Annotated in this window: 21 protein-coding genes and 1 tRNA gene; 11 read left to right on the top strand and 11 right to left on the bottom strand. The window is 69.0% G+C overall.

From position 1 onward, the window contains the following. Positions 1–192: 192 nt before the first annotated feature. The 3 genes from KF708C_RS20715 to KF708C_RS20705 are packed head-to-tail and all read left to right on the top strand — an operon-like array spanning position 193 to position 2,652. Positions 193–918 carry a (Fe-S)-binding protein gene (locus KF708C_RS20715; protein ID WP_020201194.1) on the top strand — a complete coding sequence of 242 codons (726 nt, stop codon included), beginning with the start codon at positions 193–195 and terminating at the stop codon, positions 916–918. A 40-nt stretch (positions 919–958) separates the two neighbouring features. Beyond that, on the top strand, positions 959–2,371 hold the full coding sequence (locus KF708C_RS20710; protein ID WP_029043220.1) for a LutB/LldF family L-lactate oxidation iron-sulfur protein: 1,413 nt from the start codon (positions 959–961) through the stop codon (positions 2,369–2,371). Continuing rightward, positions 2,368–2,652 carry a hypothetical protein gene (locus tag KF708C_RS20705; RefSeq protein ID WP_059413098.1) on the top strand — a complete coding sequence of 95 codons (285 nt, stop codon included), beginning with the start codon at positions 2,368–2,370 and terminating at the stop codon, positions 2,650–2,652. Before KF708C_RS20710 ends, KF708C_RS20705 begins: the two co-directional genes overlap by 4 nt. Before the next feature lie 67 nt (positions 2,653–2,719). Here KF708C_RS20705 and KF708C_RS20700 read toward each other — a convergent pair whose 3' ends face one another. From KF708C_RS20700 to KF708C_RS20650, 11 genes are all read right to left on the bottom strand, one after another. After that, a complete protein-coding gene (locus KF708C_RS20700) occupies positions 2,720–3,514 on the bottom strand; it encodes an ABC transporter ATP-binding protein (protein ID WP_020201197.1) in 795 nt (264 codons plus the stop codon). A gap of 1 nt (position 3,515) precedes the next feature. Continuing rightward, a complete protein-coding gene (locus tag KF708C_RS20695) occupies positions 3,516–4,409 on the bottom strand; it encodes an ABC transporter permease (RefSeq protein WP_059413097.1) in 894 nt (297 codons plus the stop codon). 148 nt (positions 4,410–4,557) lie between these two features. Beyond that, a complete protein-coding gene (locus tag KF708C_RS20690; RefSeq protein WP_059413096.1) occupies positions 4,558–5,529 on the bottom strand; it encodes an ABC transporter substrate-binding protein in 972 nt (323 codons plus the stop codon). Positions 5,530–5,856: 327 nt separating this feature from the next. Then, positions 5,857–6,918, bottom strand: a complete 1,062-nt coding sequence (locus KF708C_RS20685; RefSeq protein WP_059413095.1) for an aldo/keto reductase — start codon at positions 6,916–6,918, stop codon at positions 5,857–5,859. A gap of 136 nt (positions 6,919–7,054) precedes the next feature. Continuing rightward, positions 7,055–8,089, bottom strand: a complete 1,035-nt coding sequence (locus KF708C_RS20680; RefSeq protein WP_059413094.1) for a quinone-dependent dihydroorotate dehydrogenase — start codon at positions 8,087–8,089, stop codon at positions 7,055–7,057. Between the two features lie 87 nt (positions 8,090–8,176). Then, the gene (locus KF708C_RS20675) at positions 8,177–9,007 is read right to left on the bottom strand and encodes an arginyltransferase (protein ID WP_059413093.1); all 831 of its coding nucleotides are present in this window, start codon (positions 9,005–9,007) and stop codon (positions 8,177–8,179) included. A gap of 76 nt (positions 9,008–9,083) precedes the next feature. After that, positions 9,084–9,836 carry a leucyl/phenylalanyl-tRNA--protein transferase gene (aat, locus tag KF708C_RS20670; RefSeq protein ID WP_059413092.1) on the bottom strand — a complete coding sequence of 251 codons (753 nt, stop codon included), beginning with the start codon at positions 9,834–9,836 and terminating at the stop codon, positions 9,084–9,086. Positions 9,837–9,885: 49 nt separating this feature from the next. Continuing rightward, entirely contained in the window at positions 9,886–10,470 is a 585-nt protein-coding gene (locus KF708C_RS20665) for an NUDIX hydrolase (protein ID WP_059413091.1), read from the bottom strand. 220 nt (positions 10,471–10,690) lie between these two features. Beyond that, positions 10,691–10,766: transfer RNA gene (locus tag KF708C_RS20660), tRNA-Met, on the bottom strand. A 107-nt stretch (positions 10,767–10,873) separates the two neighbouring features. Next, complete coding sequence (locus KF708C_RS20655; protein WP_197090393.1) at positions 10,874–11,626, bottom strand: RES family NAD+ phosphorylase; 753 nt, start codon at positions 11,624–11,626, stop codon at positions 10,874–10,876. Further along, the gene (locus KF708C_RS20650; protein WP_020201206.1) at positions 11,586–11,975 is read right to left on the bottom strand and encodes an MbcA/ParS/Xre antitoxin family protein; all 390 of its coding nucleotides are present in this window, start codon (positions 11,973–11,975) and stop codon (positions 11,586–11,588) included. The genes KF708C_RS20655 and KF708C_RS20650 overlap by 41 nt, the downstream gene beginning before the upstream one ends. 455 nt (positions 11,976–12,430) lie before the next feature. Here KF708C_RS20650 and KF708C_RS20645 point away from each other — a divergent pair, with 455 nt between their 5' ends. From KF708C_RS20645 to KF708C_RS20610, 8 genes are all read left to right on the top strand, one after another. Next, the gene (locus KF708C_RS20645) at positions 12,431–14,062 is read left to right on the top strand and encodes a benzoate-CoA ligase family protein (protein WP_059413090.1); all 1,632 of its coding nucleotides are present in this window, start codon (positions 12,431–12,433) and stop codon (positions 14,060–14,062) included. Positions 14,063–14,108: 46 nt separating this feature from the next. After that, complete coding sequence (locus KF708C_RS20640) at positions 14,109–14,924, top strand: alpha/beta fold hydrolase (protein WP_059413089.1); 816 nt, start codon at positions 14,109–14,111, stop codon at positions 14,922–14,924. Between the two features lie 92 nt (positions 14,925–15,016). Further along, positions 15,017–16,204 carry an ABC transporter substrate-binding protein gene (locus tag KF708C_RS20635; RefSeq protein ID WP_020201209.1) on the top strand — a complete coding sequence of 396 codons (1,188 nt, stop codon included), beginning with the start codon at positions 15,017–15,019 and terminating at the stop codon, positions 16,202–16,204. Positions 16,205–16,365: 161 nt separating this feature from the next. Then, positions 16,366–17,232, top strand: a complete 867-nt coding sequence (locus tag KF708C_RS20630) for a branched-chain amino acid ABC transporter permease (protein WP_059413088.1) — start codon at positions 16,366–16,368, stop codon at positions 17,230–17,232. Between the two features lie 4 nt (positions 17,233–17,236). Next, positions 17,237–18,274 carry a branched-chain amino acid ABC transporter permease gene (locus tag KF708C_RS20625; protein WP_156173893.1) on the top strand — a complete coding sequence of 346 codons (1,038 nt, stop codon included), beginning with the start codon at positions 17,237–17,239 and terminating at the stop codon, positions 18,272–18,274. Continuing rightward, entirely contained in the window at positions 18,271–19,113 is an 843-nt protein-coding gene (locus KF708C_RS20620) for an ABC transporter ATP-binding protein (RefSeq protein ID WP_020201212.1), read from the top strand. The genes KF708C_RS20625 and KF708C_RS20620 overlap by 4 nt, the downstream gene beginning before the upstream one ends. Then, on the top strand, positions 19,110–19,820 hold the full coding sequence (locus KF708C_RS20615; RefSeq protein WP_059413087.1) for an ABC transporter ATP-binding protein: 711 nt from the start codon (positions 19,110–19,112) through the stop codon (positions 19,818–19,820). The genes KF708C_RS20620 and KF708C_RS20615 overlap by 4 nt, the downstream gene beginning before the upstream one ends. A gap of 328 nt (positions 19,821–20,148) precedes the next feature. Next, a complete protein-coding gene (locus tag KF708C_RS20610) occupies positions 20,149–22,047 on the top strand; it encodes a potassium transporter Kup (protein ID WP_020201214.1) in 1,899 nt (632 codons plus the stop codon). The last annotated feature ends 102 nt before the right edge of the window (positions 22,048–22,149 follow it).

The raw sequence follows: 22,149 nt of genomic DNA, 5'->3' as shown, positions 1-22,149 counted from the left end.
GAAAATTTCAATAGGTGAAATGCGATTGCCGAACAAAACCTTGCATGCGCCGGCCTCGGTATAAGCCCTAGGAAATGCGCTGACATGCACTTTTCAATGGCATGAAAGTGGTCCCGACGGCTGTCCGACAGGTGCGGCACGGTGCGCGAAAGCGCATAATTGCGGGGTTTCGGGGTCTGGAAAAGGGAAACAATGCGAGTCGGCCTGTTCGCCACCTGTCTGGTGGACCTGATGCGTCCGGAAATCGGCTTCTCGGTGCTCAAGCTGCTGGAAAAGGCGGGATACGAAGTGCTGGTGCCCGAGGCGCAGACCTGCTGCGGGCAGCCCGCCTACAACTCGGGCGAGCGCGCCGTGGCGCGCGACCTCGCCGAGAAATTCCTGCGCGAGTTCGAGATGTTCGAGTACGTGGTGATCCCGTCCGGCTCCTGCGGCGGCATGGTGCTGCATCACTACGCCGACTTGCTGCGCGACGACCCCGAGCTCAACGGCCGCTACGAAAGCCTGCGCGCGCGCGTGTTCGAGCTCACCGATTTCCTCGTCAACGTGGCGAAGCTGGGCGAGTTCGATTCGACGTTCGCCGGCCGCGTCACCTACCACGATTCCTGCTCCGGGCTGCGCGAGCTTGGCGTCAAGAGCCAGCCGCGCGCGCTGCTGGCGCACCTGCCCGGCGTGCAGCTCAGCGAGATGAAGGACTGCGAGGCCTGCTGCGGGTTCGGCGGCACCTTCTCGGTCAAGTACGGCAATATCTCGACGGCCATCGTCGACGAGAAATGCGCCAACATCAAGGCCAGCGGCGCCGATGCCGTAGTGCTGGGCGACCTGGGCTGCATCCTGAACATCGAGGGCCGGCTGCGCCGCACCGGCGACACGCGCACGCAGGTGCTGCACATCGCGCAGGTGCTGGCCGGCGACGCCTGAGTCCGCCGGATCGAAAAACAACTTCAGCGAGATCCCCGCTATGCAAGTTCGCAGCATGGAATTCAAGGCGCGCGCGGGCCAGAAGCTGGCCGACCAGCGCCTGCAGCAGAACCTCAAGAAGCTCTCCACCAAGTTCGTCACCGCGCGCGCCGACGCGATGCGCGACATCGACTTCGACGCCACGCGCGAAGCGCTCAAGGAGCGCCGCAACCGCGCGCTCGACAATCTCGACGTGTGGCTCGCCACCTTCGAGGAAAACGCCACGCGGCGTGGCGCCACCGTGCTGTTCGCCGAGACCACCGCGGACGCCGCGCGGCTGGTGGCGGAGATCGCACGCAAGCACGGCGTGAAGAAGGTCATCAAGAGCAAGTCGATGGTGACGGAGGAAATGCGCCTGAACCAGGTGCTCGGCGAGATGGGCGTGCAGAGCATCGAGACCGACCTCGGCGAATACATCCTGCAGATCAACGACGCCGAGCCGCCGTCGCACATCATCGCGCCGGTGGTGCACAAGGACAAGGAAGAGATCGCCGACCTGTTCGCCCGCGTCCACCACAAGCCGCGCCTGACCGACATCCCCGAGATGACGCGCGAGGCGCGCGAGGTGCTGCGCCCGCAATTCCTCTCGGCCGACATGGGCGTGACCGGCGGCAACTTCATCATCGCCGAGACCGGCTCGGTGGCGGTAGTGACCAACGAGGGCAACGAAGGCATGTGCACGGTGATGCCGCGCGTGCACGTGGCCGTGACCGGCATCGAGAAGGTGCTGCCCACGCTGGAAGACCTCGCCACCGTGATGCGCCTGCTGCCGCGCTCGGCCACCGGCCAGGCGATCTCGAACTACTTCTCGCTGCTCACTGGTCCGCGCGCCGCCGGCGAGCGCGACGGCCCCGAGCACATGTATTTCGTGCTGGTCGACGGCGGGCGCAGCGGCCTGATCGGCGGCGAGTTCCAGGAGATGCTGCGCTGCATCCGCTGCGGCGCCTGCATGAACCACTGCCCGGTCTACCAGAAGATCGGCGGGCATGCCTACGGCTGGGTCTATCCCGGGCCGATGGGCAGCGTGCTGACGCCGAGCTATGTCGGCCTGGCCAACGCGCTGGACCTGCCGCAGGCGGCCACGCTGTGCGGCGAATGCAACCGCGTGTGCCCGGCCTCGATCCCGCTGTCGGACCTGCTGCGCAAGCTGCGCGAAAAACAGATGGAACGCGGCCTGCGGCCCTGGCAGGAGCGGCTCGGCCTCAAGGCCTGGGGCTACGTGGCCAGCCGGCCGGGCCTGTACGCGTTCGCCACCCGCATCGGCGCGCGCCTGCTGGCGCGCATGGGCGGCAGCAGCAGGCTGATCGCCAGCCTGCCGATGGCCGGCCGCGGCTGGACCGAGACGCGCGACATGCCGGCCCCGAGCGGGCGCACGTTCCGCGAGCTGTACAAGGAAAGGAGGGCACGCCGATGAGTGTTTCTGTCTCTTCCACCGGCAACGCGCCCGCGCTGGCGGGCATGCGCACGGCGCTGGATCAGCACCTCGGCGGCACGCTGGCGGCCGACGCGCTGGTGCGCAACTGGCGCGCGGCGGCGCCCGCTCTGGCGCTGCCGCCGGTGTTCGGCCAGGCGATGGAAGAACTGCTGCGCCGGCTGGAGATGTCCGCCGTGTTCGCGCAGGACAGCTGCTCGTTCTCGGGCTCGGCGGTGACGGACCAGATGAAGCGGTGGCTGGAGAAGGTGGCCGCGGCGTAGACGGCCCGCCGATGGTTCTGCCCCCTCGCCCATGCATGGGCGAGGGGGCAGAACCGCAACGCTCGAATCAGCTCAACAGCAACGCGTCGTCATCCAGTTGCTCGTGCCGCGTCTGCTCGAACATGCGCAGCAGGTCGGGCACGTCGAGTCCGGCGCGCTGTTCGCCGGACACGTCCAGCACCACCTGCCCCTGATGCAGCATCACCGTGCGCTGGCCGTAGTCGAGCGCCTGGCGCATGCTGTGCGTGACCATCATGGTGGTGAGCTTGCTGTCCTCCACGATCTTGGCGGTCAGTTCCAGCACGAAGGCGGCGGTCTTGGGATCGAGCGCGGCGGTGTGCTCGTCGAGCAGCAGGATGCGCGAGGGCTGCAGCGAGGCCATCAGCAGGCTCACGGCCTGGCGCTGGCCGCCGGAGAGCAGGCCGATGCGGTCGGTCAGGCGGTTTTCCAGGCCCAGGTTGAGCAGGCGCAGCTTGTCGCGGAACAGCTCGCGCGAGGGCTTGTTGAGCGCCGCGCGGAAACCGCGGCGGCTGCCGCGCGCCATCGCCAGCGCCATGTTTTCCTCGATCGTCAGCGCTTCGCAGGTGCCCGCCATCGGGTCCTGGAACACGCGCGCCACCAGGTGGGCGCGGTCCCACGCCGGCTTGCGCGTGACGTCGGTGTCGTCGATCGTGATGCTGCCGCTGTCCACCATCTGGTCGCCGCTGATGGCGTTGAGGAAGGTGGACTTGCCGGCGCCGTTGGAGCCGATCACGGCCACGAACTGGCCGGTGGGGATGTCCAGGCTGAGGCCGCGCAGCGCGCGCGTCTCGATCGGGGTGCCGGGATTGAAGGTCAGTTTCAGGTCTTGCGCGCGCAGCATCTCAAGCACCTCCCTTGCGGCCGAACAGCTTCTTGCGGGTTCCCGGCAGCACCAGCGCGCCGGTGACCAGCACCGCGGTGACGAGGTTCAGGTCCTGCGCCTTGAGGCCGATGAATTCGCTGTTGAGCGCCAGCGCGATGAAGAAGCGGTACAGGATGGCGCCGAGCACCACGGCCAGCGTGGTGTAGACCAGCCGGCGCGCCGGCAGGATGCTCTCGCCGATGATGACCGCGGCCAGGCCGATCACGATGGTGCCGATGCCCATCGAGATGTCGGAGCCGCCCTGGGTCTGCGCGAACAGCGCGCCGGCCAGCGCGACCAGGCCGTTGGACAGCGCCATGCCGGCCAGCGTGGCGCGGCCGGTGGCGATGCCCTGGGCGCGCGCCATGCGCGGGTTGGCGCCGGTGGCGCGCATGGCCAGGCCGAGTTGCGACGAGAAGAACCAGTCGAGGCCGAGCTTGGCCGCGACCACCACGACCAGCAGCAGCGCCGGGCGCAGCACGTAGTCCGGCAGCCAGTCGGGCTGCAGGATGGTGAAGATGGTGGATTCGGTGATCAGCGGCACGTTGGGCTTGCCCATCACGCGCAGGTTGACCGAGTACAGCGCGATCATCATCAGGATACTGGCGAGCAGGTCCATGATCTTGAGGCGCACGTTGAGCCAGCCGGTGACGAAGCCGGCGAAGGCGCCCGCCACGATCGCCAGCGCGGTGGCCAGGAACGGGTCCTGGCCCGAGGCGATCAGCGTGGCGGCCACGGCGCCGCCCAGCGGGAAGCTGCCGTCGACGGTCAGGTCGGGGAAGTTGAGGATGCGAAAGGAGATCAGCACCCCCAGGGCGACGAGGCTGAAGATCAGGCCGATCTCCAGTGCACCCAGGATGGAAAAGAGGGACATGGGGAAATCCAGTTGCTGTTTCCGGCACGGGAGGCCGGATCTGAAACGCCCGGCGCGCCGCCCGGGTCAGGCGGCGCGGCGCGGGCGTTCCGGGGGGCGGCCCGGATAGAGCCGCCTGCGCGCGTGCGCGCAGGCTCGGCGTGCCGTCTTACTTGATGACGGTCTTCGCTTCCTTGATCAGTTCGGGCGAGAGCGTCACGCCTTGCTTCTCGGCCGCGCCGGTGTTCACGAACAGTTCGAGCTTGTCGCTGGTCTCGGAGGCGATCGCGCCGGGCTTCTCGCCCTTCAGGATGCGCACCACCACCTTGCCGGTCTGGTGGCCGAGGTCGCCGTAGTTGATGCCCAGCGCCGCGATGGCGCCGCGCTTGACGCTGTCGGTATCGGCCGCCACCAGCGGGATCCTGGACTCGTTGGCGACCTTGACCAGGGCCTCGTACGCCGACACCACGTTGTTGTCGGTGTTGGTGTAGATCACGTCGACCTTGCCGATCAGGCTCTTGGCGGCGGCGCCGATGTCCACCGTGCGCGGCGCGGCGGCTTCCTTGAGCGCCAGGCCTTCCTTGGCCAGCAGCGCCTTCAGTTCCTTGACCACCACCACCGAGTTGGCCTCGCCGGGGTTGTAGACCATGCCGACGGTCTTGACCTTGGGCACCACGCGCTTGATCAGGGCGACCTGCCTGTCCAGCGGCAGCTTGTCCGACACGCCGGTCACGTTGGTGCCGGAGGCGCTCCAGCCCTTGACGAGTTGCGCGGCGACCGGGTCGGTCACGCCGGAATACACCACTGGCACCGACTTGGTGGCGGCCACCACGGCCTGCGCCGACGGCGTGGCGATGGCGACGATCACGCTGGGCTGGTCGCCGACGAACTTGCGGGCGATCTGGGCGGCGGTGCCGGTATTGCCCTGCGCGCTCTGGTATTCCCACTTCAGGTTCTTGTCGGCGTCATAGCCGGCGCTCTTCAGCTCGTCGCGCACGCCGTCGCGGATGGCGTCCAGCGCAGGATGGTCGACGATCGAGAGCACCTTGACGGTCTGGGCCTGCACGGCGCCGCCGTACAGCAGCGCGAGGGCCACGGCGCTGGCCAGGATGGTCTTGGTCGATGTCTTCAGGCACTTCATGGTTATGATCTCCCCCGGATATGGGTTCTGGGTGGTGAGCCGCTCATTGTTTTTCACCGGTCTCAGGTCCGGTCCGCCGTCCCGGCCGGCCGCGGATCCGTGGCGGATCGGCGCGGGCCGGCCGCAGCCGTGGCGCGGCGACTTGCCTGGCGGCGGGCAGGCAGTCGCCGTGGCGCGACGGTTTGCGACGGCGATAAGCCTGCGAGGATACCATTTTCGCCGCCCGATTTGCCCGCTTTGCCCCGTTCCAGTGCGCCGGAAGGGGCAAGCCGCGGGTAGGGCGGGGCGCGGGTGGCGCGGCGCCAGGCGCCTGCTTGCTGCGCGTTCTTATTGCGCCGGGTTGTTGATTTCGGCGTGGATGCGCTCGATCGCCGCGGTGACGTCTTCGGGCAACGAGCGCGCCTGCCATGCATCGACGTCCTCGCGCAGTTGCTCCAGCGAGGTGGCGCCGATGATGGTGCTGGCGGCGAACCAGCGCGAGTAGCTCCAGGCCAGCGCCAGCGTGGCCGGCGAGATGCCGTGCGCGCGCGCCAGCTTCACGTAGCGCGCCGATGCGGCCAGGCTTTCCGGGCGCAGGTAGCGCGGGCTCCAGTCGGCCGGGAAGCGGGTCAGGCGGCCCTTGGCCTGCGCGTCGAACGCCGGCTGCTCCGGCGTGCCGGCGAGGTACTTGCCGGTGAGCTGGCCGAACGCCAGCGGGCTGTACACCAGCAGGCTCACGTCGGTGCGGAAGCAGGCCTCGTCCAGGCCCTGCTCGAAGCTGCGGTTGAGCAGGTTGTACGGGTTCTGGATGGTGGCGATGCGCGGCAGGCCGTGCAGCTCGGCCTGCTTGGCGAACTCCGCCACGCCCCACGGCGTTTCGTTGGACACGCCCACGTAGCGGATCTTGCCGGCGCGCACCAGTTCGCCCATCGTTTCGAGCTGGGCCTGGATCGAGGTGCACTCGCGCTCCTTGGCCGGATCGAACTGCTTCTGGCCGAAGTTGGGCGCGTTGCGGGCCGGCCAGTGGATCTGGTAGAGGTCGATGTAGTCGGTCTGCAGGCGCGCCAGCGAGGCGTCCACCGCCTCGCGGATGCTCTGCGGCGTGAGGTCGCCGCCGTTGCGGATCCACGGCATGCGGGCCGGGCCGGCCACCTTGGTGGCCAGCACGATGCGGTCGCGCTGCTGGCGCTTGAGCCAGGTGCCGACGATGCGCTCGGTGCTGCCGTAGGTTTCGGCGCGCGGCTTGACCGGATACATCTCGGCCGTGTCGATGAAGTTGATGCCGCGCGAGACGGCGTAATCGAGCTGGCTGTGGCCTTCGGCTTCGGTGTTCTGCTCGCCGAAGGTCATGGTGCCGAGGCAGATGCGAGAGACTTCCAGGTCGCTGCGGCCCAGACGGATGGTTTCCATGACGTTCTTTGTCCTTGTCACACGGAGGAGAGTGGGATGGGGATGATACGGCGATTGGGAAAACCGCGTATGAGGCGCACATCGTGCCCACATCGGGCCCACATCGGCCCCACATCGGGCCCGCACCAGACCCGTGTCAGCCCCGCAGCGCCTCCGCGCATTCCTTCACCAGCACCGGCCCGCGGTAGATCAGCCCGCTGTAGACCTGCACCAGCTGCGCGCCCGCGGCGATCTTGGCGCGCGCGTCGGCGCCGCCGAAGATGCCGCCCACGCCGACGATGGGCACGGCCTCGCCGACCACCGCGCGCAGGCCCTCGACCACCCGCGTGGAGGCCGCGAACACCGGCCGGCCCGACAGGCCGCCGGCTTCCTCGCCGTGCGGCAGGCCCTTGACCGCGTCGCGCGCGATGGTGGTGTTGGTGGCGATCACGCCGTCGATGCGGTGGCGCACCAGCGCGTCGCCGATGTTGCCGATCTGGTCGGCGTCGAGGTCGGGGGCGATCTTCAGCGCCAGCGGCACGTAGCGCTTGTGCTGGTCGGCCAGGCGCTGCTGCGCGGCCTTGAGCGTGGACAGCAGGCTGTCGAGCTCGCTCGCGCCCTGCAGCTGGCGCAGGTTCTTGGTGTTGGGCGAGGAGATGTTGACGGTGACGTAGCTGGCGTGCGGGTAGATGCGCTCCAGGCAGTGCAGGTAGTCGTCCACCGCGCGCTCGATCGGCGTGTCGGCGTTCTTGCCGATGTTCAGGCCCAGCACGCCGCCCTCGGCCTTCCACCGCGAGGCGGTGACGTTGGCGATGAAGGCGTCCACGCCGCCGTTGTTGAAGCCCATGCGGTTGATCAGCGCGTCGGCCTGGGGCAGGCGGAACATGCGCGGGCGCGGGTTGCCCGGCTGCGCGCGCGGCGTCACGGTGCCCACTTCGATGAAGCCGAAGCCGAACGCGGCCAGCGCGTCGATGTACGCGCCGTCCTTGTCCAGGCCGGCGGCCAGGCCGACCGGGTTGGGAAAGCGCACGCCCATCACGGTGCGCGGGTCGTCGGCGATGGTGTTGCCGATGCAGCCCGCCAGCCCGAGGCGCTTGGCGCGGCGCAGGTTGTTCAGCGTGAAGTGGTGGGCGTCCTCGGCATCCATCGAGAACAGGGCGGGGCGAAACAGGGGATAGAGCGCGTTCAGCACAGGGGATCAGCTTGGAAGTCGGGGCCAGGCCGGCATTGTAACGGCTGGGCCGCCCCGCGAGCGCACTGCGCGCGCCGCGCGTGGCGGCTAGAGCGTGCCGCCGGGCCCGTTCTCGCCGGGCTGCGGCGGGATCACGGGCGCGGCGGTGGGCGCGCCCTGCGGCGCCGGCGCGGCGGGCGCGTCGAACGGCCGCCACTGGTTGCCGGTCAGGACCTGAAGCGGCTGGTAGCGTGCCTTGTAGGCCATCTTGCGGCTGTCGGCGATCCAGTAGCCGAGGTACAGGTGCGGCAGCGCCAGCTCGCGCGCCTGGCGGATCTGCCACAGGATGTTGTAGGTGCCGTAGCTCGCGCCCATCTCCAGCGGATCGTAGAAGGTGTAGACGGAGGACAGGCCGTCGTCGAGCACGTCGATCATGCTGACCATGCGCAGGCGCCCGGCCTCGGGCGAGCCCGGCGGCTCGCGGAATTCCACCAGGCGCGAGTTGACGCGGCTTTGCAGCAGGAACTGCTCGTACTGGTCGCGGCTGTCCTGGTCCATGCCGCCGCCGGCGTGGCGCATCGACTGGTACAGCAGGTAGAGCGCGTAGTGTTCCTCGACGTAGGTCAGCGGCGCCACCAGCGCCTGCAGGCCCTCGTGCTGGCGCCACGCGCGGCGCTGGCTGCGGTCCGGCGCGAAGCGGTCCACCAGCACGCGGCACGGCGTGCAGGCGTGGCATTCGTCGCAATAGGGGCGGTAGGTGAAGATGCCGCTGCGGCGGAAGCCCGCGCGCACCAGCCGCGAATAGACGTCCGCGTTGATCAGGTGGGCCGGGGTGGCCACCTGCGAGCGCGCCATGCGCCCGTCCAGGTAGCTGCAAGCATAGGGCGCGGTGGCGTAGAACTGCAGCGCGGAAAGGGGTAGTTCCTTTAGCTTGCTCATTTGTCTGCGGCGGCCAGGGATGAAACGGCGATGCAAGGGAAGCCGCCGCGCGGTGTGCGGCGTGCGCTCGCGGGCGCTAGCCGCAGGCCGTGTCCGGCGCCAGGGTCCAGTGCCGGAGCACTGTCTTGTCGAAGCGCCACGGCTCGATGTCCGGCTGGCGGGTGGCAAGGCGCACATGCGCCGCGAACTCCGCGCGCGGAATCGGGCTGGCGCCGAGCGAGGCCAGATGGTCGGTTTCCTGCTGGCAGTCTATCATCGCCACGCCGTGCATGCCGAGGAACGCGCATAGCGCGGCCAGCGCGATCTTGGAGGCGTCGGTGCGGCGCGCGAACATCGATTCGCCGTAGAACATGCGCCCCAGCGCCACGCCGTACAGGCCGCCCACGCGCTCGCCGCGGTACCAGCTCTCCACGCTGTGGGCCAGGCCGTTCTGGTGCAGCGCGCCGTAGGCGGCGATGATGTCCTCGGTGATCCACGTGCCGTGCTGGCCCTCGCGCGGCGTCAGCGCGCAGGCCTGCATGACCTCGGTGAAGCCGGCGTCGACGCGGATCTCCCAGTCCGGGTCGCGCAGCACGCGCCGCAGGGTCTTGCGGAAGGTGGCGGACACGCGCAGCGCCTGCGGCGGCAGTACCATGCGCGGGTCGGTGCTCCACCACAGCACCGGCTGGCCTTCGGCGTACCACGGAAAGATGCCTTGCCGGTAGGCCAGCAGCAGGCGCTGGGCCGAGAGCTCGCGGCTGGCGGCGAGCAGGCCGGGCGCGTCCGTGCCCGGGCCGAGCGCACGCTCGACCGGCGGAAACGGATCATGCGGATCCAGCCAGGTGATCATGCGGGATGGGCGGGTGCGCGGGCGGCGGGAGCGGCCTCGGGTGAAGGGATCAGGGCTCGACCGTGGCGCGGCTGGTGAGCGGGCGTATCGGCTTGTCGATGTCCAGGCTGTGCAGGCGGAAACTGCCGTCGGCCAGCCTGCCCGCCGCGCGGTCGGCGAAGAAGCAGCGCAGCGAGTGGATCACGGTGGGGAAGGCCAGCTCGTCCCACGGCACGTCGGCCTCCTCGACCAGCTTGACCTCCAGGCTTTCCTCGCCCGCGCTGATGTCGAGATCCTCCAGCGTGGCCAGGTAGAACAGGTGCACCTGGTGCACGTGCGGCACATTGAGGATCGAGAACAGCTCGCCGATCTGCACGCGCGCGCCGGCTTCTTCCAGCGTCTCGCGCGCGGCGCCCTGGGCGGTGGTCTCGCCGATCTCCATGAAGCCGGCCGGCAGCGTCCAGAAACCGTAGCGCGGCTCGATGGCGCGCTTGCACAGCAGCACCTTGTCCTCCCACACGGGAATGGTGCCGACCACGTTGCGCGGGTTGACGTAATGGATGGTGCCGCAGTTCTCGCACAGGTGGCGCGGGCGCGAGTCGCCTTCGGGGATGCGCAGCACGACCGCATGGCCGCAGTTCGAGCAGAATTTCATGAGGGGCGTCCGGGAGGAATGGCGAAAGTGTATCACCGCCCGTGGACGCTGCCGGAGCCGTGCGATGCGCTTGCGCGGGGCGCCCCGGGGAATGTCCGGATGCTGGTGCGCGGCCGGCTGCGCGGGCGGTGCGCAGCGCCGGGCGCACAAAACACGCACAAAACAAAAAACGCCCTCGGAGGGCGTCATTGTCTTGCTGCATGGTGTCTCGACGAAGTGTTGGTTGCGGGGGCAGGACTTGAACCTGCGACCTTCGGGTTATGAGCCCGACGAGCTGCCAACTGCTCCACCCCGCGTCCGTCGAAGAAAAAGATTATAAGGCTATTCCTTTTGCATTGCAACACCCGATTCACAATTCCCTGCTAGGCGAGGCGGCGGCCCCGCCACGCGGACCGGGCGGCGCTCAGTCCTGCGCGCCGTCCGCGGCGGGCGCCTGCCACGGCGCGGCGGGAAACTGGAAGCTGTCGCGCTGGAGCAGGTCGTCGCGCTGCCAGATCACGCGGTCGGGCCGCACCGTCAGCATCCAGGTGGTGGTGGTCAGCGGCTGCGGCTCGGCGAACGCGCGCGGCGTCAGCAGCGCGGCGCAGGGGCCGTGCTCGGGATCGCGCACCGAGCTGTAGCGGATCATGCCGAGGCCGGCCTCGCGCGCGGCGCGCGCCAGCGCATGGCAGGCATCGTAGTGGTCGGGGTCGGTCCAGCGGGCCGCGTGCTCGGACAGCGGCGGCGCGTCGAGCGCGATGCCGTCGGTGCGCACGCTGACCTGGAACAGCGTGTGCGGGCGCGCGTCGATGCGCGGCAGCGCCGGGCTGTCGCGCAGGAAGCGCCAGCGCCAGTAGCCGAGCTCCGCGCACGCGGTGCGGACCTGCTCGGCGCCATAGAACACGCCCGGGTCCTGCGGGCCGCGAAAGCGCGAGCCCCACGACGAGGGCGGATAGCGGAACGGCGTGAACAGCAGGTAATGGAGATGGCGCGCCTCGGCCGGCACGGCGGGCTTGCCGGCGTCGAGCACGGCCTCCAGCACGGCCTGCTCCTCGAGGCTGTCGACCAGGGGCATGGTCGAGACCACGTGCTGCGCCTCCACCGCGCGCCAGAGCGTCAGCGCGAACGGCCGGCGCTCAGACGCGACCGCGGGTGGCATCCAGATAGTGGACGACACGTACCAGGCCCTCGGTTGTGCGGATCAGTTCGCCCGGCTTGCCGCCGAGCGCCAGGTTTTCGTTGGCCAGCCAGAGGCGGGCCTGGTCGCTGTGGCCGAGGATGGCGTCGAGCGAGCGGAACAGGCGCACGAACAGCACGCCGAACTCCCATTCCTTGCGATGCGCGTCGAGCACATAGCCGCCGGAGGCCATGCGCGACACCGAGGCCGTGCTGATGCCCAGCACGCTGGCCACGCCCGCCTGGCTGATGCCGAGAAAGCCGGCGGCGCGCATGACCGCCTTGGTCAGGGTGGTGCCGGGGTCGGGACCGCCGGCGGGATCGCGCTCGGGGAGTTGCCTGGTTTGCATCGCCTCGCTCCTGTTTCTTGAGAAACATTATAGGTGCCATGTTTCGCAAGGGAAGCACTAAAGCACACCTTTCGGGTATCTCCCATGCCCGCGTTGCCGGAGGTCTTTGCGGCCAAGGCGCGCACGGTCTGCCCGGATGTGCGCTTTCCATTCTTGCTTGTCTCGTGATATGCAAAATAATGCCTTTCGATGGGGCGGCTCTCCCGCGCGGGGTGCCCAGGGCATCCGGTCAAGCGGCAACGGTAAGGCTGCTGCGATATGTCGGGGGCGGCGATGATAAGCGACGCATCGATCCTGCCATATAGTGCATTTCTCTGATTGCATAATGATTGATATGCAATAAAATGCATTGTCAAAAGAGGCAGACAAGCAGGCTGCCGACCAAGAACCAACCGGATGCCGCCACCCCGCCGCCCTTGCGCACAAGGCGGGGCACGGCTTGGAGGAGTGGAGACATGACGCCCCCAGTGGCCCCCCCGCAAGCGCCGGCCGGAGCGGCCGTGGCCGTGCTGCCGGCCCGCTACAACGCCGCCGCCGACCTGCTCGGCCGCAACCTCGCCGCCGGCCGCGGCGCCAAGACCGCCTATGTGGACGACGCCGGCGCGCTCGGCTACGCGGCGCTCGATGCGCGCTGCCGCCGCTTCGCCTCGGCGCTGCTGGCGTCCGGCATCCGCCCGGAGGAGCGCCTGCTGCTGTGCGCGCTCGATACCGTCGATTTCCCCACGGCCTTTCTCGGCAGCCTGCTGGCCGGCGTGGTGCCGGTGGCGGTCAACACGCTGCTGACCGCCGACGACTACGCCTACATGCTGGGGCACAGCGGCGCGCGCGCCGTGGTGGTGTCGGCGCCGCTGGCGGCCGTGCTGCGCGAGGCCGCCGCCCGGGCGGGCACCGCGCCGGCCTTCATCCTCGCCGCGCCCGCGGATGGCGAAGCGGACGGCGAGGCGAGCGACGATACGGACAGCGTGGCCGCGATGGCGGCGCGGGGCGCGCCGCTGCCGCAGGCCGCCGCCACGCGGCCCGACGACATCGCCTTCTGGCTCTATTCGTCCGGCTCCACCGGCCGCCCCAAGGGCACCGTGCACACGCACGCCAACCTGTTCCATACCGCCGATCTCTACGCGCGCCAGATACTCGCGCTGCGCGAGGACGACGTGGTGTTCTCCGCGGCCAAGCTGTTCTTCGCCTACGGCCTGGGCAACGCGCTGACCTTCCCGCTGTCGGTCGGCGCCACCACCGTGCTGATGGCCGAGCGCCCCACGCCGCAGGCCGTGTTCCGCCGTCTTTGCGAGCAGCGCCCGACCGTGTTCTGCGGCGTGCCCACGCTCTACGCCGGCATGCTGGCGGCGGCCGAGCTGCCGCCGCGCGCGCAGGTGTCGATGCGTGTGTGCACCTCGGCCGGCGAGGCGCTGCCGCGGGACATCGGCGAGCGCTACCGCGCGCATTTCGGCTGCGACATCCTCGACGGCATCGGCTCCACGGAGATGCTGCACATCTTCCTGTCGAACCGGCCCGGCGAGGTGCGCTACGGCACCACCGGCAAGCCGGTGCCGGGCTACGAGCTGAAGCTGCTCGACGAAGCCGGCCAGCCGTGCGCGCCCGGCGAGATCGGCGACCTGTTCATCAAGGGGCCGAGCGCGGCGCTGATGTACTGGGGCAACCGCGACAAGAGCCGCGACACCTTCGTGGGCGAGTGGACGCGCAGCGGCGACAAGTACCGGCAGGACGCCGACGGCTATTTCATCTACGCGGGGCGCAGCGACGACATGCTCAAGGTCGGCGGCATCTACGTCTCGCCGTTCGAGGTGGAGGCCGTGCTGGCCCAGCACCCGGCGATACTGGAGGCTGCGGTGATCGGCGTGAGCGATGCCGACGGGCTGGTCAAGCCCAAGGCCTTCGTGGTGCCGCGCCCGGGCCAGCGCTGGCACGATGGCATGGCGGCCGAGCTGCAGGCCTTCGTCAAGTCGCGGCTGGCGCCCTACAAATACCCGCGCCAGATCGAGTGCGTGGCGGAGCTGCCCAAGACCGCCACCGGCAAGATCCAGCGCTTCCGCCTGCGCCAGCGCGAGGAAGCCGGCGCGGCGGGCTGAACGCAGCGGATTGAAGACAACAGAACGGAAGCAGAGGCAAAGAGGCATGCAAAGCGAGTTGGTTGAGATTCCCTTCGACGGGCGCCGTATCCACATGGAAGTGCAGTGGCTCAGGCCGCAGCGCGAGGCGCGGCCGCTGCTGGTGTTCCTGCACGAGGGGCTGGGTTCGGTGAGCCTGTGGCGCGACTATCCCGCCGCGCTGTGCGAGGCCGGCGACTTCCGCGGGCTGGTGCTGTCGCGCTACGGATATGGCCGCTCCACGCCGCGCCCGGCCGAGGAAAAATGGGGCGTCGATTTCATGCACCGGCAGGCGCGCGAAGCGCTGCCCGCGCTGTTCGACGCGCTCGACATCGGGCCCGGCCGCGGCCGCGGCGCGCCCTGGCTGTTCGGCCACAGCGACGGCGGCTCGATCGCGCTGATCTACGCGGCCAGCTTCCCGCAGGCGGTGGACGGCATCACCGTGCTGGCGCCGCACATCCTGGTCGAGGACGTCTCGGTCGAGAGCATCCGCGCCACGCGCGAGACCTACCTCAACACCGATCTGCGCGGCAAGCTCGCGCGCCATCACGACGACGTGGACTCCGCCTTCTGGGGCTGGAACGACATCTGGCTCGATCCCGCTTTCCGCGCCTTCGACCTGCGCCCGCTGCTGCCGCAGCTGCGCTGCCCGGTGCTGGCGGTGCAGGGCGAGGACGACGAGTACGGGACCATGATGCAGATCGAGGGTATCCATCGATATGCGCCGCAAACCGTCCTGCTTAAACTCGCGCGGTGCGCACACTCCCCGCACCGCGACCAGCCGGGACCGTTGACGGAGGCGGCGGTCCGGTTTATAACGGCACATACTTCATACCTAAAATAATTTCGCGCCCTGCGCGCCGGCCCGCGGCAACCCCGCCGTCCGGCGATGCCAGCCACGGCGACGGAAATCGGCTTGACCACCAGGAGACGTCCATGCATCGCTTCACAGCGCGCGGGCTGGCCCCCGCTTGCCTTGCCATCGCCGCATCTTTCGCCGCATCCTTTGCCTGCACCGCCGCCGCCCAGGGCAGCGGCAAGATCAAGGTCGGCTTCATGCTGCCTTACACCGGCACCTACGCCTCGCTCGGCAACGCCATCGAGAACGGCTTCAGGATGTACGTGCAGGAGCAGGGCGGCAGGCTCGGCGGGCGCGAGATCGAATACTTCAAGGTGGACGACGAATCCGATCCGGCCAAGGCGCCCGAGAACGCCAGCAAGCTGATCAAGCGCGACCAGGTTGACGTGGTGGTGGGCACGGTCCATTCGGGCGTGCAGATGGGCATCGTCAAGGTGGCCAAGGAAAACAACACGCTGCTGATCATCCCCAACGCGGGCGTGGACGAGGCCACCGGGCCGCTGTGCGGGCCGAACATCTTCCGCTCCTCGTTCTCGAACTGGCAGCCCGGCTACGCGATGGGCCACGTGCTGGCCGAGCGCGGCATGAAGCGCGTGGTCACGCTGACGTGGAAATACGCGGCCGGCGAGCAGTCGGTCAAGGGCTTCAAGGAAGCCTTCGAGGCCAAGGGCGGCAAGGTGGTGAAGGAACTGAGCCTGCCGTTCCCCAACGTCGAGTTCCAGGCGCTCATCACCGAGGTGGCGTCGATCAAGCCGGACGCCGTGTTCGTGTTCTTCGCCGGCGGCGGCGCCGTGAAGTTCGTCAAGGACTGGGCCGCGGCGGGCCTCAAGGAAAAGATCCCGCTCTACGCCTCGGGCTTCCTCACCGACGGCACGCTGGAGGCGCAGGGCGCGGCCGCGCAGGGCCTGGAAACCACGCTGCACTATGCCGACGGCCTGGCCAATCCGCGCGACCAGAGCTTCCGCCTGGGCTACGCCAAGACCTACAAGCTGCAGCCGGACGTGTACGCCGTGCAGGGCTACGACGCGGCCCAGCTGCTGGCCGCCGGCGCCAGCGCGGTCAAGGGCGACATGACCAGGAAGGCCGAAGTGGTCAAGGCGATGGAGCTGACCCGGGTGGACAGCCCGCGCGGCTCGTTCACGCTGTCGAAGGCGCACAACCCGGTGCAGGACTTCTACCTGCGCAAGGTCGACGGCCGCGAGAACAAGGTCGGCGGCATCGCCGTCAAGGCGCTGGCCGACCCGGCGCGCGGCTGCCGGATCTGAGCGCCCGGGCCGCGGCGCCGCGTCTGCCGCGTCTGCCGCGTCTTCGCGCCAGCCGCGGGCGCGGCGGCCCGGTCCTGGTCCGGCCTGCTTCGCGCGTTCCGTCTTCCCGCGGTCCTTCTTCCCGCCTTCCTCGTTTCGCAACCGGGCTGCCGCCTTGCCGCATGGACATCGTTTCCTTCTTCATCCAGTGCCTTAACAGCATCCAGTACGGCTTGCTGCTGTTCCTCGTGGCCAGCGGCCTGACCCTGATCTTCGGCATCATGGGCGTGATCAACCTCGCCCACGGCAGCTTCTACATGCTGGGCGCCTACCTGGCCTTCACGCTGGCCGGACTGACCGGCAGCCTGCTGACCGCCATCCCGCTCGGCATCGTGCTGGCGGTGGCGTTCGGCTACGTGCTGGAGTGGGCGTTCTTCAGCTATCTCTACCAGCGCGAGCACCTGCAGCAGGTGCTGATGACCTACGGCCTGATCCTGGTCTTCGAGGAAATGCGCAGCATCCTGGTGGGCGACGACGTGCATGGCGTGACGGTGCCGCCGTTCCTCGACTGGGCGCTGCCGATCGGCAACGAGATGACCTACCCGGTCTACCGCCTGTTCATCTCGGCGGTGTGCCTGCTGGTGGCCGCGGCCATGTACGTGGTGATCCGCCGCACGCGGCTGGGCATGATGATCCGCGCCGGCGCCGCCAACCGCGAGATGGTGCAGTCGCTCGGCATCAACGTGACGGTGCTGTACCGCTTCGTGTTCGCGCTCGGCGTGGCGCTGGCGGTGCTGGCCGGCATGATCGCGGCGCCCGTGTCGTCGGTCTACCCGGGCATGGGCGGGCAGGTGCTGATCGTGTGCTTCGTGGTGGTGGTGATCGGCGGCATCGGCTCGGTCAAGGGCGCCCTGGTGGCGTCGCTGCTGCTGGGATTCGTCGACACCTTCGGCAAGGTGTTCTGGCAGGAGGCCTCGGGCGTGCTGGTCTACCTGCTGATGGCACTCATCCTGCTCTGGAAACCCCAGGGCTTGTTCAAGGCGGGGTAGGCATATGCCGGGCGACATCAATGCACTGGAGGGCGCGCCGCGCCTGCGCGCGGGCGCGGCGCCGTGGCGCGGCGGCCTGGGCTGGCTGGCGCTGTTCGCGCTGCTGGCCGTGCTGCCGCTGCTGCTGGGCGAGCAGGGGCAGCGCTTCTACATCGAGCTGCTCAGCAAGGTCATGATCATGGCCATCTTCGCGCTGTCGCTGCAACTGCTGATCGGCTATGCCGGGCTGGTCAGCCTGGGGCACGCGGCCTATTTCGCGGTGGCGGCCTATGCCACCGCGATGCTGGCGCCGCAGGCCGGGCCCGGCAACGGCTGGCTGCTGCTGCTCGGCGCGCTCGCCGCGGCGGCGGCGCTGGCGCTGGTGGTGGGCGCGCTGGTGCTGCGCACGCGCGGCGTGTATTTCATCATGGTCACGCTGGCGTTCGCGCAGATGGTGTTCTTCGTGTTCCACGACACCAGGATCGCGGGCGGCAGCGACGGCACCTATATCTATTTCCGGCCGGAATTCGACCTGCTCGGCGCGCGCCCGTTCGACGTCAACGACGTCGCGCATTTCTACTGGCTGGTGCTCGGCGCGCTGGTGCTCACCGTGGCGGGCCTGGCGCTGGTGCTGCGCTCGCGCTTCGGCCACGCGCTGGTGGGCATCCGCCACAACGAGCAGCGCATGCGCGCGGCGGGCTACGCCACCTACCGCTACCAGCTCGGCGCGTTCGTGGTGGCCGGCACCTTCGCCGGGCTGGCGGGCTATCTGTATGCGATCCAGTATGGCTTCGTCAATCCGGAGATCGCGTCCTGGCACCAGTCCGGCAATGCCATGCTGATGGTGATCCTGGGCGGCGCCGGCAGCCTGGCCGGCGCCGTGCTGGGCGCCTTTTCCTTCGTGCTGCTGGCGGAGTGGTTCAGCACGCTGACCCGGCACTGGCAACTGCTGATGGGCGGCTTCATCATCGTGGCGGTGGCGCTGCTGCCGCACGGGCTGGTCAGCCTGGCGCGCGTGCTGGCGCTGCCGCGGGCGCGCCGCGGACAAGGAGAATCGCGATGAACGCACCGGTCCTGTCGGCGCGCAGGCTGACGCGCCGCTTCGGCGGCCTTACCGCGGTGGGCGAGGTGGACATCGACCTCGCCCTGCATGAGATCCATGCCGTGATCGGCACCAACGGCGCGGGCAAGTCCACGCTGATCAACATGCTGTCGGGCGAATTGCCGCCGTCCGCGGGCTCGCTGCAATTGCAGGGGCGCGACGTGACCGGCTGGGCGCAGCCGCGGCTGGCGCGCGCGGGCATCGGCCGCAGCTACCAGCGCAACAACATCTTCCTGCCGCTGACGGTGCGCGAGAACTGCCGCCTGGCGGCGCAGTCGCGCGCCCAGCGCGCGTGGCGGCTGTGGGAGGGCGCGCAGCGCTGCCGCACCAGCCGCGCGCTCGGCGACGAGGCGCTGGAATGCGCGGGCCTGGCCGCGTGCGCCGACACCGTGGCCACCGCGCTGTCGCACGGGCAGAAGCGGCAGCTCGAAGTTGCCATGTGCCTGGCCACCCAGCCGACCGTGCTGCTGCTCGACGAGCCGCTGGCCGGCATGGGCGCGGAGGAGTCGGCGCGCATGCTGGCGCTGCTGCGCTCGCTGCGCGACGGCCACGCGGTGCTGCTGGTGGAGCACGACATGGAAGCGGTGTTCTCGGTGGCGGACCGCATCACGGTGATGGTCAACGGCACCGTGATCGCCTCGGGCGATCCCGCGTCGATCCGCCTCAACCGCGAGGTGCGGCAGGCATACCTGGGGGAAGAGGACGCGGAAGGGGACGCGGAAGAGGGTGGGCACGGGAGCGCCGGAGGCAGCCATGAAGGCGGGCCACGCCGCGGCGCGGGCCGGGAGCAGGCGGCATGAGCGAGATCATCGCGGCCACGGACGTGCACGCCTGGTATGGCAGCAGCCATGTGCTGCGCGGCATCGACTTCCGCGTCGGGCGGGGCGAGACGGTGGGCCTGCTGGGCCGCAACGGCATGGGCAAGAGCACGCTGCTGCGGACCCTGCTCGGGCACGTGCGGCAGCGCCAGGGCGCCATCTTCGCCGCCGGGCGCGAGGTTTCGCGCGCGCAGCCGCACGAGGTGGCGCGCCTGGGCGTGGCCTACGTGCCCGAAGGGCGCGGCATCTTTCCCAATCTGTCGGTGCGCGAGAACCTCGTGATGGCGGCGCGCAAGGGGCCGTCCGGGCGGCAGGACTGGGACGAGGCGAGGGTGCTGGACCTGTTCCCCCGCCTCAAGGAGCGCCTCGGCCACGGCGGCCAGCAGTTGTCCGGCGGCGAGCAGCAGATGCTGTCGATCGGGCGCGCGCTGATGACCAACCCCGACTGCCTGATCCTGGACGAGGCCACCGAGGGGCTGGCGCCGCGCATCGTGGCGGAGATCTGGCGGGTGATCGCCACCGTGCGCGCCACCGGCATCGCCTCGGTGGTGGTGGACCGCAACTACCGCGCCGTGCTGGCCAACGCCGACCGCGTGGCGGTGCTGGAAAAAGGGCTGGTCGTGATGGACGGGCCCGCGGCCGTGCTGGCCGCCCAGCCCGGCGCGCTGGATCGTTATCTCGGCATTTGATTGTGATCCATGAGCCATTCCGTGTGGCGATGCGGCAACGCAGCCCGCGCGCGGCCGCGCCGGGATTCGGCGGGCCGGCGCGCGCAAGCGCTTGACCGGGCGGGACTTCGCTCGCATGCTTGCCCGGTCACCAGCACCAGGCAGGTTCTGCAAGGCAGGATGCTCCCCAGTGGTCGTCACCCGGCACTTCATCTAGAATGGCGCGCGTTTGTGCAATGCAATAGCGCGAGCGGCCCGCTTTTGCCCGTTTTGCTTGTCCCGACCGTCCCGGCCCCCTGGCCCGGGCGTCCGGCGCGTTGCGCGAGCCTTTCAAACCAGACCCCTATCCATGACCCAGACCGCAACCAGTCATTATTTCGTCGAAAGTCCCAGCAAGCATGCACTGGTGATCGGCGCGATCGGCGTCGTCTTCGGCGATATCGGTACCAGCCCCCTGTATTCGCTCAAGGAGTGCTTCAGCACCGAGCATGGCATTCCGTTCAGCAGCGACGCGGTGCTGGGCATCATCTCGCTGCTGTTCTGGGCCATGACCATCGTGGTGTCCATCAAGTACGTGATGTTCGTCATGCGGGCCGACAATGATGGCGAAGGCGGCGTGCTGGCCCTGATGGCGCTGGCCCTGCGCACCGCCTCGCCGCGCTCGCGCACCGCCAAGATGCTGATGATGCTGGGCATCTTCGGCGCGTGCATGTTCTACGGCGACGCGGTCATCACGCCCGCCATCTCGGTGCTCTCCGCCGTGGAAGGGCTGGAGATCGCCGCGCCCGGCCTGTCGCATTTCGTGATTCCGATCACCCTGGTGATCCTGGTGGCGCTGTTCATGATCCAGCGCAGCGGCACCAGCGCGGTGGGCAAGCTGTTCGGCCCGATCATGATCGTCTGGTTCCTGGCCCTGGGCGCGCTCGGCGTGTACAACCTGGCGGGCGTGCCGTCGGTGCTGCTGGCGGTCAACCCGCTCTACGGCGTGCGCTTCCTGACCGAGCATTCGCTGCAGGCCTTCATCGTGCTGGGCTCGGTGTTCCTGGTGCTGACCGGCGCCGAGGCGCTGTACGTGGACATGGGCCATTTCGGCCGGCGCCCGATCCGCTTCGCCTGGTTCGTGCTGGTGATGCCCTGCCTGATGCTGAACTACTTCGGCCAGGGCGCGATGCTGCTGCGCAACCCCGAGGCGATCAGCAACCCGTTCTACCTGATGGTGCCGCAGGCGCTGCTGCTGCCGATGGTGCTGCTGGCCACCTGCGCCACCGTGATCGCCTCGCAGGCGGTGATCTCGGGCGCGTTCTCGCTGACCAGCCAGGCGATCCAGCTCGGCTTCGTGCCGCGCATGCGCATCCGCTACACCTCGGCCGCCGAGATCGGCCAGATCTACCTGCCGGTGATCAACTGGATCCTGCTGGTGCTGGTGGTGGCGGTGGTGGTGGCCTTCAAGAAATCCGACAACCTGGCGGCCGCCTACGGCATCGCCGTGACCACCACGATGGTGATCACCACCTTCCTGGCGGCGGTGGTGATGCGCAACGTCTGGAAGTGGAACCCGGTGCTGGTCACGCTGATCGGCGTGAGCTTCCTGCTGGTCGACCTGGCCTTCTTCTCCGCCAACCTGCTCAAGGTCGCCGAAGGCGGCTGGTTCCCGCTGCTGATGGGCGGCACCGCGTTCTTCCTGCTGATGACCTGGCACAGCGGCCGCAAGCTGCTGCGCGCCCGCAGCCTGGAGGACGGCATCCCGCTCGAGCCGTTCATCGGCGGCCTGCTGGCGCACCCGCCCCATCGCGTCGAAGGCACCGCGGTGTTCCTGACCGGCAATACCGAATCGGTGCCGGTATCGCTGCTGCACAACCTCAAGCACAACCGCGTGCTGCACGAGCGCGTGGTCTTCCTGAGCTTCGTCACGCGCGACGTGCCCTACGTGGACGACGACCACCGCCTGACCTGCAAGGACCTCGGCGGCGGCGTGTTCATCCTCAAGTCCGAATACGGCTTCAAGGAAACGCCCGACGTGCAGCGCGTGCTGGACCTCGCGCAGCGCAAGCTCGGCATGGCCTTCGAACTGATGGAGACCTCGTTCTTCATCGCCCGCGAATCGGTGATCCCGTCCAAGCTGCCGGGCATGTCGATGTGGCGCGAAAGCCTGTTCGCGTGGATGCATCAGAACGGCGCCAAGCCCTCGGACTTCTTCCAGATCCCCGCCAACCGCGTGGTGGAGCTGGGCACGAAGGTGGAGATCTGATCGTTGTTGTGGCCCGGGGGCTACGGGGTATCGTGAAAACGGGACTTCTGTAGCCGCGAGGCATCAAAATTCGGCTTCCGTTTTGTCGCCCACCGGCTACAA

Origin of the sequence: Cupriavidus basilensis (assembly GCF_000876015.1) — a bacterium.
Lineage (GTDB): Bacteria > Pseudomonadota > Gammaproteobacteria > Burkholderiales > Burkholderiaceae > Cupriavidus > Cupriavidus basilensis_B.
The sequence above is the reverse complement of the archived record's forward strand: the minus strand, read 5'-3'. Positions and strand labels throughout refer to the sequence as shown.